The sequence below is a fragment of the Streptomyces phaeofaciens genome (genome assembly GCF_014648915.1).
Classification (GTDB): domain Bacteria; phylum Actinomycetota; class Actinomycetes; order Streptomycetales; family Streptomycetaceae; genus Streptomyces; species Streptomyces phaeofaciens.
This window is the reverse complement of sequence record NZ_BMSA01000004.1, coordinates 307,761-321,874: the sequence shown is the minus strand read 5'-3', so window position 1 is coordinate 321,874 and position 14,114 is coordinate 307,761. Positions and strand designations below refer to the sequence as shown.

The following is a 14,114-nucleotide window of genomic DNA, read 5'->3' as shown; positions in this document are numbered from 1 at the left end:
ACACGTTTTCGGCCAGTGCGGTTGCAGGGCCCGGGGAGCGTCGTCCGTTCGGACGGTCTCGGGTGCGGGTTCCGACGACGGCCTGGGGAAAGTCACCTGCCGCGCGCCGGTGCGGAATTGTCAGTGCCATGTTGAAGAATGCGCGAAACAGAGATCAACTTCGCCGAATCGGGGTAGTGATCTTGCGAGTCGCTCCCCTGAAAGAGGTCACCTGCCTTGCCCGACGCCCGCTCCCGCGCTCAGCTGACCGCAGCCGAGGCCGACGTGCTGCGCATCGTCTGCGATGCGCGACGCCCCGTGTTCGTCACCGTGCACACGAACGGGCGCCGCAGGTACAGCTACTGGCGCCCGTTGGACTCCGGCACCGGCAAGGGCGGCTGCTACGTGGCGCTGCCCACGCAGGAGTGCGATCAACTCCACGCCGCCGGCCGGATAACCCTCGGCGAGCCCGTCACCGACCCCGCCAAGACGACCTACCGGGTCAGCCCGGTCCGCACACCGGCCGCGCCCCTGCGACTCCCGGTCGCCCGCGTGCCCGCGCCCGTCCCCCTACGGGCGGGCCGGCGCCGCGCGGCCTGAGTCGTCAGTAGACGGGGTCGCCCGGCGCGACGGGGAGCGTCTCCAGCCGCGGCGAGGCCAGCAGCTCGTCGATCAGCGCCCGTGACCCGCCCACGTAGGTGCTGACCAGGTCCACGTCGCCACCCACACACCAGGCGCGATCCTCGGGCCACCACAGGTCCGGCAGCTCCGCGAACTCGTCCAGAGCGACGGGGGAGACGACGTCGTCGAGGGACCCGGAGAGCAGCACTTCCTCCCGGCCGGGTGTCTCGAAGCCCGGTATCCCGTCGAAGTTCCAGCGCCCGTATCCGGCCCACAGGCCGAACCAGCAGCGCCCGGCCGTCCGGGTGTGCCGGGCCAGCAGCGGGACGAGGTCCCCGGCCACGCCGGGTGGTGTCGGCCCCTCCGCCGGGTGTTCGTCCCAGACGCCGGCCAGGCCGTATTCGGACGCGTTCTGGTAGAACCGCTCCATCCCGACCAGCCGGTGCCACTCCGCTCCCGGCTGCACCGTGCGTCCGTGGGCGGCGGCCACCGCCGACCAGGACACCGGGCGCTCCTCCAGCGACGCCGGATGCAGCACCCGTACGTACGCGGCGAAGCCCGGAGCGGCGACACCCGCGACCGTCCCGAAGTCGCCGTGCCCCGGCGACCGTTCGGTCAGCCAGCCGGCCGGCCCCAGATCGGTGCTCTCCACCCGCAGACGCCCGTAGAGATCGGGGGCGGGCGCACGAAACACCGGTCGATGGTTGTCCACCCGGCCCATTGTGCCTGGCCGACGCCTCGCGCCCGGCAAGCACCGCTGCGCGGCACCACCACGGGCGACGGTCACGGCCCGGCGGCCGGGCGGTCCGCCCGCCCGGTGCCCGCGTCCGGGGCCATTGTCAGTGGTGGCAGGCAGGATGAGAGGCATGACAACACCTGGTGCAGTGATCGTGGACGCCGTCGCCTACGCGCTGGCGGTCGAGGACGCGGTGAAGGCTTCCGCCGCCTACTACGAGGGCGGTACGTCGGCGCTGGACGACGACGCCTACGACAGGCTGGTGCGCTCCATCGCGGCGTGGGAGGCCGAACACCCCGGCCAGGTGCTGCCGGAATCGCCCACGGGGAAGGTCGCCGGCGGTGCGGTGGAGGGGGACGTACCGCACACGGTGGCGATGCTGAGCCTGGACAACGTGTTCTCGCCGCAGGAGTTCACCGCCTGGACCGCCTCGCTGGCCCGGCGCGTCGGCCACGAGGTGACCCGCTACAGCGTGGAGCCGAAGCTGGACGGCCTGGCGATCGCGGCACGCTACACGCAGGGCCGGCTGACACGGCTGATCACCCGCGGCGACGGGACGGCCGGGGAGGACGTCTCGCACGCGATCGGCACGGTCGAGGGCCTGCCGGAGCGGCTGACCGAGCCGGTCACGTTGGAGGTGCGCGGTGAGGTCCTGATGACGACGGCACAGTTCGAGCACGCCAACGAGGTGCGCACCGCGCACGGCGGCCAGCCGTTCGCCAACCCCCGCAACGCCGCCGCGGGCACACTGCGCGCCAAGGAGCGCGCCTACACGGTGCCGATGACCTTCTTCGGCTACGGCATGCTGGCCCTGCCCGACACCGGGACCGCGCTCGCCGCGACCCTCGCCGAGAGCCCGCACAGCGACCTGATGGCCCGGGTGGCGGGGCTCGGGGTGAACACACCGGCCACCACGGCCGTGGCCGGACTGACCGCCGACACGGCCGAGGACGTGCTGGCCCGGGTCCAGGAGATCGCCGCCCTGCGCGCGGAGCTGCCGTTCGGGATCGACGGGATCGTCGTCAAGGCCGACCTGGCGGCCGACCAGCAGGCCGCCGGATCGGGCTCGCGCGCCCCGCGCTGGGCGATCGCCTACAAGCTGCCGGCCGTGGAGAAGATCACCCGACTGCTCGGCGTGGAGTGGAACGTCGGCCGCACCGGCATCATCGCCCCCCGCGCCGTCCTGGAACCCGTCGAGATCGACGGCTCCACCATCACGTACGCCACCCTGCACAACCCGGCCGACATCACCCGCCGTGACCTGCGGCTGGGCGACCACGTCATGGTGCACCGGGCCGGGGACGTCATCCCGCGCATCGAAGCCCCCGTCGCCCATCTGCGTACCGGCGACGAGCAGCCCATCGTCTTCCCCGAGACCTGTCCCCGCTGCGGTGCCGACATCGACACCAGCGAGCAGCGCTGGCGCTGCGCCAACGGCCGCAACTGCCACCTGGTGGCCTCCCTCTCCTACGCCGCGGGCCGCGACCAGCTCGACATCGAGGGCCTCGGCCACACCCGTGTCGTCCAGCTCGTCGAGGCCGGACTAGTCGCCGATCTCGCCGACCTGTTCACCCTCACCCGCGAGCAGCTCCTCGGCCTCGAGCGGATGGGCGAGACCAGCACCGACAACCTCCTCGCCGCCCTCGCCACCGCGAAGGGCCAGCCCCTGTCCCGGGTGCTGTGCGCGCTCGGCGTCCGCGGCACCGGCCGCTCGATGTCCCGGCGCATCGCCCGCCACTTCGCCACCATGGACCATCTGCGGGCCGCCGACGCCGAGGCGATCCAGCAGGTCGAGGGCATCGGCACGGAGAAGGCCCCGTCGATCGTGTCCGAACTCGCCGAACTCGCCCCGCTCATCGACAAGCTCGCCGCCGTCGGTGTCAACATGACCGAGCCCGGAGCCACCCCTCCGCCGGCGCCCGGCACCGAAGCCGACGGCCCCGAGGGCGGTACGGCCGCCGCCTCGCCCGCCGGCCCGCTGGCCGGGATGGCGGTGGTGGTCACGGGCGGAATGACCGGCCCCCTGGAGAAGCTCAGCCGCAACGAGATGAACGAACTGATCGAACGCGCCGGCGGCCGCGCCTCCTCCAGCGTCTCCAAGAAGACCAGCCTGGTCGTCGCCGGCGAGGGAGCCGGATCCAAGCGCACCAAGGCCGAGACCCTCGGCATCCGCCTCCTGACCCCGGACGAGTTCGCCACCCTCGTCGCCGACTGCCTCGACACGGCGGAGAGCACGGCGCAGACCGTGGAGGCGGGCGGCCGGTGACCATGGCGCCGGCTCGGAGGGCGCCGGCTCGGAGGGCGCCGGCTCGGAGGGAGCCGGCTCGGAGGGAGCCGGGGAGCCGGAGGACGACCTGACGCCGGTGGCGACACCGGCGTGGGTGGTCTCCGCCGCCGGCTTGCGGAGACCACCCGACGACCCCGTCAGGCCTTGCGGGCGAGGCCGCCGTGCTCGGCGACGACCACGGGCGCGCCGGAGGCGGCCGCGGGGCGCCACAGCGGGACGGAGACGACCCCGGGATCGAGCAGCTCCAGCCCGTCGAAGAAGGACGTGATCTGCTCGACCGTGCGCAGGTTGTACGGGACCGCGCCGCTCTCGTTGTAGGCGTCCTGCGCCTGCTCGAAGACCGGGTCGACGCCCCGCGAGCCGTCGTTGATGGAGAGGTAGCTGCCGGACGGCAGCGCGTCCATCAGCCGGGTCGCGATGGCACGGGCCTGGTCGTAGTCGGCGATGTGGCCCAGGATGTTGCTGAGGATCAGGGCCGTGGGCCGGGTGAAGTCCAGCGTCTCGGCGGCGGCCGCCAGGATGCGGTCGGGGTCCAGCACGTTGGAGTCCACGTAGGCGGTGGCGCCCTGCGGAGTGGAGTACAGCAGGGCGCGGGCGTGCGCGAGGACCATCGGGTCGTTGTCGACGTAGACGATCCGGCTCTCCGGGGCGATCCGCTGGGCGACCTCGTGGGTGTTGTCGGCGGTGGGCAGGCCCGTGCCGACGTCCAGGAACTGCCGTATGCCCGCCTCGGCCACCAGGTACGTGATGTTGCGCTGAAGGAAGGCGCGGCTGCTGCGGGCGATGGTCACGATGCCCGGGAAGACGGCCGTGTACGCGTCGCCGGCCGCCTCGTCGACGGGGTAGTTGTCCTTCCCGCCCAGCCAGTAGTTCCAGATCCGGGCCGAGTGCGGCACCGACGTGTCGATCTTCTGCTGCGCCGCTGAGCCGGGCGTGGGGGCGTGATCGGTCATGAGCAGTGTCCGTCTTTCAGCCGAGTCATGGAAACTTCTACGCAGAACCTACGCGCCAACGACCCTACTGCGTACAACAGTTCACTTTCGTCGTGGGTACGCACCAAGAGCGCACGTGAACCCGCCTGCCGCGAGGGGTGCCGGGCGCCGGTGCGATGCCGGGGACGCCGGTGGATACTGCCCGCATGCATCTCGGGGTGGTCATGGGAATTCTCTACTGCGTGCAGTTCAGCCGCGAGCTGGGGGACGCGGAGGCCGGCCGGATCGCCGGCATGGTCCTGGAACAGCCGCTGTACGACCTCACGGTCGAGGAGCAGTACGCGGCGGTGGCGGACGCCCTCGCCGCGGATGCCTGGGACCAGGACCTGTCCTGGCAGCCGCACGGAGAACCGGAGGTCCGCGACTTCCTCCGGCGCGTGCTGGAACGCCTCGACGCGGCCCGCCCGTGGCGCGAACCGCCCCTGCGCGCCCTCGGATTCGACCGCTGGGAGCAGTACAAGCACGGAACGCTGCTCGCTCACGTCACGCTGTACTCCCTCTCCCAGGACCGGCTGCACGCCCGGCTGCGTACCGTGCCCGGGGATCCGGACGGACTGCGGGGTGTGGTGCTGCGGCTGCGGTCGGGAGACGAAGTCGCCCTGGTGGCACCTCCCTTGCCGGACGGCCACGACGCGGTACTTCTGGCCGTGACGCCGCACCGGCCGGCGGCGGAGGTGATCGAGGCATTCCTCACCCACACGGAGTACGAGCGGGAACGCGTCTCACCAGCGGCACGGCGGGCATGGTGGAGGAGGGGAACGGGACGGCCCCGCCCCCTGCCCCCTGGAGTACGGCCGGGTGCCTCCTGACGGCGGGTGCGCCGGTCGCGGCGGTGCCCGGGCCTGTCGTTCGGACCGGGTCGCAGACCCTGAGGTGACGCGGATGATGGTGGGCACCACGGAGACCCGGCTCGTCGTGTTGCGCGGCAACTCGGCCTCGGGGAAATCGTCCGTCGCGGCCGGACTGCGCGACAGATTCGGACGAGGGCTGGCGCTGGTCGGCCAGGACAACCTCCGGCGGACGGTCCTGAGGGAACGGGACCTGCCCGGCGCGGCCAACATCGGCCTCATCGACACGGTCGCCCGCTACGCGCTCGACGCCGGGTACCACGTCGTCGTCGAGGGCATCCTCTACGCCGACCGCTACGGCGAGATGCTCGCGCGCCTGCGCGCCGACCACCGCGGCCGGACCCACGCCTACTACCTCCATGTGCCCTGGCACGAGACCCTCGCCCGGCACGCGACGAAACCGATCGCCGACGAGGTCGCCGAGGCGCAGCTCCGTGACTGGTACCGGGAACTCGACCTGCTCCCCGACGCCCACGAAACGATCGTCCCCGCCCGGAGCACGCTCACGGAAACGATCACTCAGATCATGACGGACACGGGCCTGACGGACCTTCCGGCGAGGGACTGAGTGTCCGACGGACCGCCGACTGCCCCGACGGTCGCCGCCGGCAGGGGCAGGGCCAGGCGCCGGCCCGGGCAGTGTCAGTGGGGTCGGCGACGATGGCCGGCATGACCGAACACACCGGCGAGACCTCCCCCGAGCCTTCGGGTTCCGCTTCCTCCCCGCTCGACGACGTGGTCACCGCCGCGGAGTGGATCGCCCGTGCTCTGGAGAGCTCCGGCTACCGGGCCGACTTCACGCCCGGGAGTCTGGGGGACATCGAGCGTTTCATGACCGAGCACAGTGCTCAGGGCACCGCGGTGGCCGGTGGGCTGCTCGCGGTGGATCCGGGGTCGCGGCTGTTCGCCCTCGGCGCCTACCTGGGCGAAACCGTCCGGCGCGGGCTGGGCGGGACCTGGGAGGACGGCGGGGACCCGGACAGCCTCACGGACCTCGTCCTCCGGTTGCCCGACGGCGCGGTCGTCCGGCCCGTGCAGCGGGTGATCAAGCGGTTCCGGAACGGGAGCGAGGACAGCATCACCGGGTACGCGGTCGGCCTCGGGCTGCACCCGCCCGCCCGCCGACGGGCGTGGTTTCGCCGCGGTTGACCGGCGCAGGCGCCGACCCGGGAGTCACACAGAGTCATGGGCGCATGCGGGGTCACCGGGGGTCACGGGGTCGCCCTCGCCGGTTCGGCGGTGTCCGTCTCCGTCTCCGCTTCCCGTACCGGCCTGAACTCCACCGCCACCACACCGTCGACGTTGCGGCACAGCTCCTCCAGGACGGGTACGGCGACCCGGGAGGAGAGCAGTCCGCTGAGGACGACATGGCCGTGCGCCACGTCCACCTGGACGGCCGAGGGCGCTTCGCCCAGCGTCTTGACCAGGACTTCCTCGACGATCTCCGTACGGATCGCCTGGTCCTTGCGGAGGAACACGCGGAGCAGGTCGCCCCGGCTGACCACGCCGACCAGGCGCTGCTCGTCGTCGACCACCAGGAGCCGCTTGATGCCCTGCCGGGCCATCACGCGGGCGGCGTCGACGACGCTCCAGTCCGCACGCGCGCACACGGCGGGTGACGTCATCAGCCCGGCGGCGTCGGTCGCCCAGGCCTTGGCGGGCCGGGGTGCGACGCCGTCCTCCGCGGTGTCGTGCTCCGACCGCCCCCACATCTTGTGCAGCAGATCCGCCTCGGACACCACGCCCACCGGGCGGTCGTCGTCGTCCACCACGGGCACCGCCGTGATGTCGTACTCCTGAAGCAGATGGGCGATCTCCTTGAACGGCGTACCGCCCTGGACTTGCACGACCACGTCGCTCATGAGGTCGCGTACCTGCAGGTGGTTCATGGGGGCTTCCTCTCTCAGGCCACCGTCGTAGAAGGAAACGTCCGGCGGCGCCCCGGTGATCCCGACCTGACTCACACTTCCAATTGTGCCGGACTTATGCCGGTACGACCGCCATGGGGCCATCCGGAGCGGGAATCGCAAACCGATCGTTCTCCTCGGGGGCGGAACGGAGTTAGCCTCCCAGCATGACCACGGAAGCGAAGCCCGGTTCCCGCGACCGGCTGCTGGAGGCGGCCGCGTCCCTCGCCTACAGCGAGGGCGTCGGTGTCGGTGTCGAGGCGCTGTGCAAGGCGGCGGGTGTCTCCAAGCGGTCGATGTACCAGCTCTTCGAGAGCAAGGACGAACTGCTCGCGGCCGCCCTGGAAGGACGGGCCGCCGCCTACGCCGCCATGCTGCTGCCCGCGGCCGACGACTCCGGTTCGCCGCGCGAGCGCGTCCTGCACGTCTTTTGCCGGCTGGAGTCGCAGTCGACCGGGCCGGAGTTCCGGGGCTGCCCGTATCTCGCCGTCCAGATCGAGCTGAAGAACCCCGAGCACCCCGCCAGCCAGGTCGCGCGCGAGATCAAGCGCGGGCTCACGGAGTTCTTCCGCGCCGAGGCCGCCCGGGGCGGTGCGGGCGATCCGGAGCTGCTGGCCCGCCAGCTCGTGCTCCTCTTCGACGGCGCGAGCGCCCGCGCCGGCATCGGCGCCGACCACCTCGCGGACCTGGTCACACCGACCGCCCTCACCCTCATGGACGCGGCCGGCATGCGCTGAGCGGCCCCACGCGGACGTGGAGCACGCGAACGCGGAGAGCTGAGCGGCCCCCACGTGAGCCCGGAGAGCCGAGCGGTCCACGCGAAAATCCGGATGCCCGACCGCCCGCGACCTCAATAGCCTCCCCCCATGCCCCACGACACCGACACGGACACGCACACCAACACGCACACCGACGCGGCCACCGGCACCGCCCTCCTGAACGTCATCGACGTCGAAGCCACCTGCTGGGACGGGCAGCCGCCGCCCGGCTCGGTGAACGAGATCATCGAGATCGGCCTCACGGTCGTCGATGTGGCGGCACGGCGTCGTGTGTCCCGGCACCGGATCCTGGTCCGCCCCGGCCGGTCGAGGGTCAGTGCCTTCTGCACCGAACTGACCGGCCTGACTCAGGCCGAGGTGGACCGGGGCGTCTCGTTCGCCGAGGCCTGCCGGATCCTGGCCGACGAGCACGACGCGGCGCTGCGCCCGTGGGCGAGCTGGGGCGACTACGACCGCCACCAGTTCGCCCGCCAGAGCCAGGCGGACGGAGTGGCCTACCCCTTCGGCTACCCCACCGAACGCACCCACACCAACGCCAAGGCCGTCTTCACGACGGCTTACGGCCTGCGGCGGAAGCCCGGCATGAGCCAGGCACTCCGGATCGCCGGGCTCCCCCTGGAGGGACGCCACCACAGCGGGGAGGACGACGCGTGGAACATCGCCGCGCTCGTACTGGACCTGGCGACACGCGACGCCTGGCCGGCCACGGCGGTGACGCGCGACGCGGAGTGACCACCGGCGGCGCACACGGCGTGCGCGGCGCCGGGACGGGTCATCCGCGGGGCGGTGCCACCGCCGCCATCCGGAAGGCCGCGTCGTGGACGAGCCGGGCGTGCAGTTCGAACAGCGCCACCAGGTCGACGGTGTCGCCGATGACCTCCCGCTGGATGAACAGCCCGTCGGCGCCGGCGATGGCGTAGGTGGCGAGGGTGTCGACGGCGGCCTCGTCCAGGGCCGGGAACAGGGCGGTGATCACTTCGGTGATCTTCTGCCGGGAGATGTCGCGGACCTGGAGGAAGACCGTGCGGCCACGGGGTTCGGTGGGCCGGCGTTCCAGGGCGAGCATCAGGCCGAGGCGCAGGAAGTCGGGGGCGTCGACGAGGGACCTGGCCACGTTCGCCGCCATCGTCAGGACGCGTTCCAGGGGGGTGCCGGTCTCCTGGGCTGGGAGTTCGACGGCCGTGAGCCAGGTCTCGAAGCTGCGCTCGATGACCGCGGCGATCAGGTCGTCCTTGTCCTTGAAGTGCCAGTAGATCGAGCTGGCGGGCAGCCCGCACTTGGCGCTGACGGCCGCGATGGAGGTGCCGTCGTAGCCGCGCTCGCCGGCGATCTCGACGGTGGCGTCGAGGATGCGCTGCCGCGATTCCACACCGTTCGCCCGCTTCCTGCGTGACGTCCGCGGACTCGTCATGGGGCGCCTCTCCGGTTCGTGCACGACTCATGACCATGGGGGAACGGCCATCTGCTGTAGCGTCCACTCTAATTGGATCAGCGAGGTCGACGGACGACCGGGACTCGCGCCCCGGCGGCGCACGGGCGTCCGGATCCAGACCGTTGAGCGCACCCGCTCTCCCGGCGGGGGCGGAGGGTCACGGGGCTCTCATCGGGCTCCGGGCTGGAGGAGCTTGAAGACGAGGCGTGCGCCGGCTCGCTGCGCGGACTCGCGCAGACGTGCCGGGAGCGGACGCGCCGGGGCCGGTGCGGGGGCGGCGCCGGCCAGGCGGGGGAAGAGGGCCTCCGCGTTGGTGCGGTTGACGGCCGCGAGGGTGCCGGGGGCGACGCCGCTGTCCAGTCCGTTGGCGAAGTACTGTCCCGCGGCGCTCGGCGCGAAGGGCCAGTCGCTGCCGAACAGCACGCGTCCAGGCCGGGCGAAGGCGAGCAGGGTGGGCAGGGCGGCCGGGCTGGAGGAGAGCGCGGTGTCGAAGTGGAAGCCGCGGAAGTCGTCCAGGATGTCGCGGGGGCTGCGGCCGATGTCGCCGGCGATCGCGACGGCCATGCGGTGGGAGGCGTACGGCACGAAGCCGCCGCCGTGGCTGAGGACGAACCGTATGTTCGGGTACCGGCCCGGGATGCCGTTGCGGACCAGGAGGTAGGCGGCGCGGGTGGTGTCGAGCAGGAAGTCGGCGGCGAACGGCGGGATGCCGTCGACGGGCGGTGCGGGCAGCTCTGCCGGATGTACGAGGACGACGGCGCCGTGGTCGTCGAGGACCCGCCACAGGGCGTCCTCGCCCTCGGCGCCGAGATAGGCGCCACGGTGGTTGGCGAGCAGGGTGACTCCGTCGGCGCCGAGCGAGGTCAGGCACCGCTCGGCCTCGTCGGCCGACGCGTGGACGTCGGGCATGGGCAGTGTGGCGAACCAGCCGAAGCGGGTGGGGTGTTCGGCGGCGACGGCGGCCGAGAAGTCGTTGAGGCGCCGGGCCAGGCCGGCCGCCTCGGCCGGGTTCGTGAGGAAGGTGGTGCCGGGGGTGGAGACGGAGAGGATCGCCGTCTCGGTGCCCAGCAGGTCCATCGACTCCAGGGCCGCCTCGGGGCTCCAGTCGGGCAGGCTGCGGCCGCCCGCCTCGGTGATCCCCTTCCGGGTGAGGGCGTCGCGGTAGAGCGGCGGGACGAGGTGCTGGTGGACGTCGATACGGCGGGGTGCGGTGGTCATGCGACGGCCTCTGTGTCGTGTCGGGGTTGTTGAGGGAAGTCGGGAACGGGACGCGTCTACGTACGTTCTTCCCGGGCGTACGTTCTTCCCGGGCGTGCGGGCGGGCGTGCGGGGACGGGTCAGACGAAGATCACCGACACGGATCCGAGGCCGGTGAAGCGTGCCTCGACCTTCTGGCCGGCGCGGACGGGCGGGGCGGTGGTCATGGCGCCGGGCAGCACCACCTGGCCCGGCCGCAGGGCCGTACCGAGGTGGGCGAGGGTGTCGGCCAGCCAGGCGACCGCGGCGGCCGGGTGGCCGAGGACGTCCCGCCCGCTGCCCGACGTGACCTGCGCACCGTCGACGAACAGGTCGGCGGTGACGGTGTCCAGGTCGGGGGCGAGATTGAGAGGCGTCCAAGGGCCGCGGACCAGTCCGGCCGAGCTCGCGTTGTCGGCGATGGTGTCGGCCAGGGTGATCCGCCAGTCACGGATCCGACTGTCGACGATCTCCAGTGCCGGTGCGACCGCGTCGGTGGCGTCGAGGACGTCCGCCATGGTGACGTGGGGGCCGCGCAGCGGGCGGGCGAGACGGAAGCAGATCTCCGGTTCGACGCGCGGGGCGCAGTAGCGGGCGGCGCGGACGAGGGCGCCGTCGCGATGGACCATGTCGTCCAGCAGATGGCCGTGGTCGGGCTCGTCCACACCGAGCAGGCGCCGCATCGCGGCCGCGGTGAGGCCGACCTTGTGGCCGACGACGGTCGCGCCGCCGGCCAGGCGGCGGGCGATGTTGTCCCGCTGGACGGCGTAGGCGTCGGCCGGGTCCAGGCCCGGCAGCAGGGCCGACAGCGGGTCGATCGGGGTGACGTGGTGCTCGGCCATGCGCAGCAGCCACGCCGCCTCCGCGCGCTGCTCGACGGTCAGGCTCATCTCTCGCTCCCCGACGCCATGCGCACCGCCGCCTCGTGGACCAGCCGGGCGTGCAGCTCGAACATCGCCACCAGGTCGACGGTGTCGCCGCTGATCTCCCGCTGCACGAACAGCCCGTCGGCGCCGGCCACGGCGTACGTGGCCAGGGTGTCCACGGCGTCCTCGTGCAGGCCGGGAAGGAGCGCGCGGATCACCTCGGTGACCTTGCGGCGGGCGATGCCGCGGACCTGGAGGAAGGCGGCCCGGGCGGGGGGTTCGGTGGGGCGGCGTTCCAGGGCGAGCATCAGGCCGAGGCGCAGGAAGTCGGGGGCGTCGACGAGGGATCTGGCGACGTTCGCCGCCATGGTCAGGACGCGTTCCAGGGGGGTGCCGGTCTCCTGGGCTGGGAGTTCGACGGCCGTGAGCCAGGTCTCGAAGCTGCGCTCGATGACCGCGGCGATCAGGTCGTCCTTGTCCTTGAAGTGCCAGTAGATCGAGCTGGCGGGCAGCCCGCACTTGGCGCTGACCGCGGCGATGGACGTGCCCTCGTACCCCCGTTCGCCGGCGATCTCGACGGCGGCGTCGAGGATGCGCTGCCGCGATTCCACACCGTTCGCCCGCGTTCTGCGCGTCGTCGCCTGCCTGGTCATGGGGGTGTCCTTCCCGTGGTGCGGCACTTGACCGCCTCTGACGCCGAGCTTACCGTAGCGACTGTTCCAATTGGAGTAAACGCTACAGCAAGAGCCGCGACAGGAACGACAGTGAGGTGGCCTGGTGAGTGCGATCAGTGCCGGGAACAGAGCCGACGAAACAGCCGACGAAACAGCCGACGACACAACGGAGGACAGGGCGCGGGACAGCACCTACGACGTGGCGGTGATCGGCTACGGGCCGACGGGAGTGACCGCGGCGAACCTGCTGGGCGCGGCGGGCCTGAGGGTCGTCGTACTGGAGCGTGACGCCGAGATCTTCACCCGGGCCCGGGCGATCTCCACCGACGAGGAGGTCATCCGGATCTGGCAGCGCGTCGGCCTCGCCGACCGGCTGAAGCGGGACATGCTCGCCGAGCGCCCGCTCGACTTCGTCGACGCGCGCGGCCGCACCTTCCTCAGCGCCCGCCCCGCCCCGCGCGGCCACGGCCATCCGCCGCAGATGTTCATCCACCAGCCCGCGCTGGAACAGGTCCTGCGGGACGGCGTCGCCCGCTGCCCCACCGTGGAGGTGCTGCTGCGCACGGAGTGCCTGCGGCTGCGCCAGGACGCGGACGGCGTCGAACTGACGGTGGCGGACACCGAGGGCGACTCCGTACGACGGCTGCGCGCGAGGTACGTGATCGCGGCCGACGGCGGTTCCAGCCTCAGTCGTGCCCAGCTCAACGTGGGATACGAGGGACGGACGTACGAGGACCGCTGGATCGTCATCGACACCGAGATGATCGAGCCCTGGCCGGACCACGACCGGCTGCGCTTCCGCTGCGACCCGGCCCGCCCGGCGGTGGACTGCCCGACCCCGCTCGGCCATCACCGCTGGGAGTTCCCCGTCCTGCCCGGCGACGACGAGAAGCACCTCACCACCGACGACGCGATCCACGCGATGGTGTCCCGGTACGGCATCGGCCCGGAGCAGATCAAGATCCTGCGGGCCACCGTCTACAGCCACCATGTGCGCTTCGCCGCCCGCTTCCGGGTGGGCAGGGTCTTCCTCGCCGGTGACGCCGCCCACGCGATGCCGCCGTGGATCGGCCAGGGCATGGCCGCCGGTGTACGGGACGCGGCCAACCTGTGCTGGAAACTCGCCGCCGTGCTCCGCGGCGAACTGCCCGAGACGGTCCTCGACTCCTACGAGGCCGAACGCAAGCCGCACGTCAAGGAGGTCACCCGGCGGGCCGTGTTCGTCGGGCGGATCATCACCGAACGGCGCCGCGCCGTCACCCGGGTGCGCGACTCCGTCCTGCCGGTCCTCACCCGCGTGCCAGGCTTCAGCGACGTGCTGCAGGACGCGAACTGGATACCCGTCGCCCACTACGCCGACGGCTTCCAGGCCCGCCCGCGCACCAGGGCGACCGGGCACCAGATCCCCCAGCCCTGGGTGACCGCCGCGGACGGTGGGCGCGTGCGCCTGGACGACGCGCTCGGCAGCCGCTGGACGCTCCTGCACCACGGCCCGCCCACTCCCCGCTCCGCCTGGGACCGCCTGGGCGTGCCCTCACTGGCGGTCCTGCCGGCGGGCTCGCGGCCGGCCGAGGGGGCGATCGTCGACAGCGACGACGTCCTGCTGCCGTGGCTGACCCAGCACCGCGTGACCACCGTGGTCCTGCGCCCCGACGCCTATGTGTACGCCGCCGCACCCGCCGGCGCCCAACTGCCGCCGCCACCGGGCGGATTCGCCCCGGCATCGCATCAGACCGCCACGACCGCACGGTGAGGAC

At 72.3% G+C, this 14,114-nt stretch carries 15 protein-coding genes; 8 read left to right on the top strand and 7 right to left on the bottom strand.

Features of this window, described 5'->3' with window-relative positions; all coding sequences use genetic code 11:
- The first annotated feature begins 216 nt into the window (after positions 1-216).
- Positions 217-579, top strand: coding sequence for a hypothetical protein (locus IE275_RS11115; RefSeq protein WP_189710334.1), 363 nt, complete (start codon positions 217-219; stop codon positions 577-579).
- 4 nt (positions 580-583) lie between these two features.
- Here IE275_RS11115 and IE275_RS11110 read toward each other — a convergent pair whose 3' ends face one another.
- A complete protein-coding gene (locus tag IE275_RS11110; RefSeq protein WP_373299198.1) occupies positions 584-1,312 on the bottom strand; it encodes a hypothetical protein in 729 nt (242 codons plus the stop codon).
- A 145-nt stretch (positions 1,313-1,457) separates the two neighbouring features.
- Here IE275_RS11110 and ligA point away from each other — a divergent pair, with 145 nt between their 5' ends.
- Complete coding sequence (gene ligA / locus IE275_RS11105; RefSeq protein WP_189710331.1) at positions 1,458-3,602, top strand: NAD-dependent DNA ligase LigA; 2,145 nt, start codon at positions 1,458-1,460, stop codon at positions 3,600-3,602.
- A gap of 158 nt (positions 3,603-3,760) precedes the next feature.
- On the opposite strand, the gene IE275_RS11100 is transcribed toward ligA, so the two are convergent.
- Positions 3,761-4,576, bottom strand: a complete 816-nt coding sequence (locus tag IE275_RS11100; protein ID WP_189710328.1) for an SAM-dependent methyltransferase — start codon at positions 4,574-4,576, stop codon at positions 3,761-3,763.
- A gap of 185 nt (positions 4,577-4,761) precedes the next feature.
- On the opposite strand from IE275_RS11100, the gene IE275_RS11095 reads away from it, so the two are divergent.
- The 3 genes from IE275_RS11095 to IE275_RS11085 all read left to right on the top strand — a co-directional run bounded on the left by IE275_RS11095 (position 4,762) and on the right by IE275_RS11085 (position 6,612).
- The gene (locus IE275_RS11095) at positions 4,762-5,424 is read left to right on the top strand and encodes a hypothetical protein (protein WP_189710327.1); all 663 of its coding nucleotides are present in this window, start codon (positions 4,762-4,764) and stop codon (positions 5,422-5,424) included.
- Between the two features lie 76 nt (positions 5,425-5,500).
- Positions 5,501-6,031 carry an AAA family ATPase gene (locus IE275_RS11090; RefSeq protein ID WP_189710517.1) on the top strand — a complete coding sequence of 177 codons (531 nt, stop codon included), beginning with the start codon at positions 5,501-5,503 and terminating at the stop codon, positions 6,029-6,031.
- A 101-nt stretch (positions 6,032-6,132) separates the two neighbouring features.
- Positions 6,133-6,612, top strand: coding sequence for a hypothetical protein (locus tag IE275_RS11085; RefSeq protein WP_189710325.1), 480 nt, complete (start codon positions 6,133-6,135; stop codon positions 6,610-6,612).
- Positions 6,613-6,674: 62 nt separating this feature from the next.
- Here IE275_RS11085 and IE275_RS11080 read toward each other — a convergent pair whose 3' ends face one another.
- Positions 6,675-7,352, bottom strand: coding sequence for a CBS domain-containing protein (locus IE275_RS11080; RefSeq protein WP_189710323.1), 678 nt, complete (start codon positions 7,350-7,352; stop codon positions 6,675-6,677).
- A 185-nt stretch (positions 7,353-7,537) separates the two neighbouring features.
- On the opposite strand from IE275_RS11080, the gene IE275_RS11075 reads away from it, so the two are divergent.
- Complete coding sequence (locus IE275_RS11075) at positions 7,538-8,107, top strand: TetR/AcrR family transcriptional regulator (protein WP_189710321.1); 570 nt, start codon at positions 7,538-7,540, stop codon at positions 8,105-8,107.
- 129 nt (positions 8,108-8,236) lie between these two features.
- Positions 8,237-8,881: a 3'-5' exonuclease gene (locus IE275_RS11070; RefSeq protein WP_189710318.1), complete on the top strand. Its 645-nt coding sequence runs from the start codon at positions 8,237-8,239 to the stop codon at positions 8,879-8,881.
- A gap of 40 nt (positions 8,882-8,921) precedes the next feature.
- On the opposite strand, the gene IE275_RS11065 is transcribed toward IE275_RS11070, so the two are convergent.
- From IE275_RS11065 to IE275_RS11050, 4 genes are all read right to left on the bottom strand, one after another.
- Positions 8,922-9,560 (bottom strand): TetR/AcrR family transcriptional regulator, encoded by a 639-nt coding sequence (locus IE275_RS11065; protein ID WP_189710316.1) that lies wholly within the window; start codon positions 9,558-9,560, stop codon positions 8,922-8,924.
- Positions 9,561-9,749: 189 nt separating this feature from the next.
- Positions 9,750-10,799 carry an amidohydrolase family protein gene (locus IE275_RS11060; RefSeq protein ID WP_189710314.1) on the bottom strand — a complete coding sequence of 350 codons (1,050 nt, stop codon included), beginning with the start codon at positions 10,797-10,799 and terminating at the stop codon, positions 9,750-9,752.
- Positions 10,800-10,918: 119 nt separating this feature from the next.
- On the bottom strand, positions 10,919-11,707 hold the full coding sequence (locus IE275_RS11055; protein WP_189710312.1) for a 2-keto-4-pentenoate hydratase: 789 nt from the start codon (positions 11,705-11,707) through the stop codon (positions 10,919-10,921).
- Positions 11,704-12,336 carry a TetR family transcriptional regulator gene (locus tag IE275_RS11050; RefSeq protein WP_189710310.1) on the bottom strand — a complete coding sequence of 211 codons (633 nt, stop codon included), beginning with the start codon at positions 12,334-12,336 and terminating at the stop codon, positions 11,704-11,706. The genes IE275_RS11055 and IE275_RS11050 overlap by 4 nt, the downstream gene beginning before the upstream one ends.
- Positions 12,337-12,469: 133 nt before the next feature.
- Here IE275_RS11050 and mhpA point away from each other — a divergent pair, with 133 nt between their 5' ends.
- Positions 12,470-14,110: a bifunctional 3-(3-hydroxy-phenyl)propionate/3-hydroxycinnamic acid hydroxylase MhpA gene (gene mhpA, locus IE275_RS11045; RefSeq protein WP_373299199.1), complete on the top strand. Its 1,641-nt coding sequence runs from the start codon at positions 12,470-12,472 to the stop codon at positions 14,108-14,110.
- The last annotated feature ends 4 nt before the right edge of the window (positions 14,111-14,114 follow it).

Bases quoted from the DNA above. Each gene is read 5' to 3' on its own strand.
- ligA (WP_189710331.1), top strand. From the start codon at position 1,458: ATGAGAGGCATGACAACACCTGGTGCAGTGATCGTGGACGCCGTCGCC.
- IE275_RS11100 (WP_189710328.1), bottom strand. From the start codon at position 4,576: ATGACCGATCACGCCCCCACGCCCGGCTCAGCGGCGCAGCAGAAGATC.
- IE275_RS11095 (WP_189710327.1), top strand. From the start codon at position 4,762: ATGCATCTCGGGGTGGTCATGGGAATTCTCTACTGCGTGCAGTTCAGC.
- IE275_RS11090 (WP_189710517.1), top strand. From the start codon at position 5,501: ATGGTGGGCACCACGGAGACCCGGCTCGTCGTGTTGCGCGGCAACTCG.
- IE275_RS11085 (WP_189710325.1), top strand. From the start codon at position 6,133: ATGACCGAACACACCGGCGAGACCTCCCCCGAGCCTTCGGGTTCCGCT.
- IE275_RS11080 (WP_189710323.1), bottom strand. From the start codon at position 7,352: ATGAACCACCTGCAGGTACGCGACCTCATGAGCGACGTGGTCGTGCAA.
- IE275_RS11075 (WP_189710321.1), top strand. From the start codon at position 7,538: ATGACCACGGAAGCGAAGCCCGGTTCCCGCGACCGGCTGCTGGAGGCG.
- IE275_RS11070 (WP_189710318.1), top strand. From the start codon at position 8,237: ATGCCCCACGACACCGACACGGACACGCACACCAACACGCACACCGAC.
- IE275_RS11065 (WP_189710316.1), bottom strand. From the start codon at position 9,560: ATGACGAGTCCGCGGACGTCACGCAGGAAGCGGGCGAACGGTGTGGAA.
- IE275_RS11060 (WP_189710314.1), bottom strand. From the start codon at position 10,799: ATGACCACCGCACCCCGCCGTATCGACGTCCACCAGCACCTCGTCCCG.
- IE275_RS11055 (WP_189710312.1), bottom strand. From the start codon at position 11,707: ATGAGCCTGACCGTCGAGCAGCGCGCGGAGGCGGCGTGGCTGCTGCGC.
- IE275_RS11050 (WP_189710310.1), bottom strand. From the start codon at position 12,336: ATGACCAGGCAGGCGACGACGCGCAGAACGCGGGCGAACGGTGTGGAA.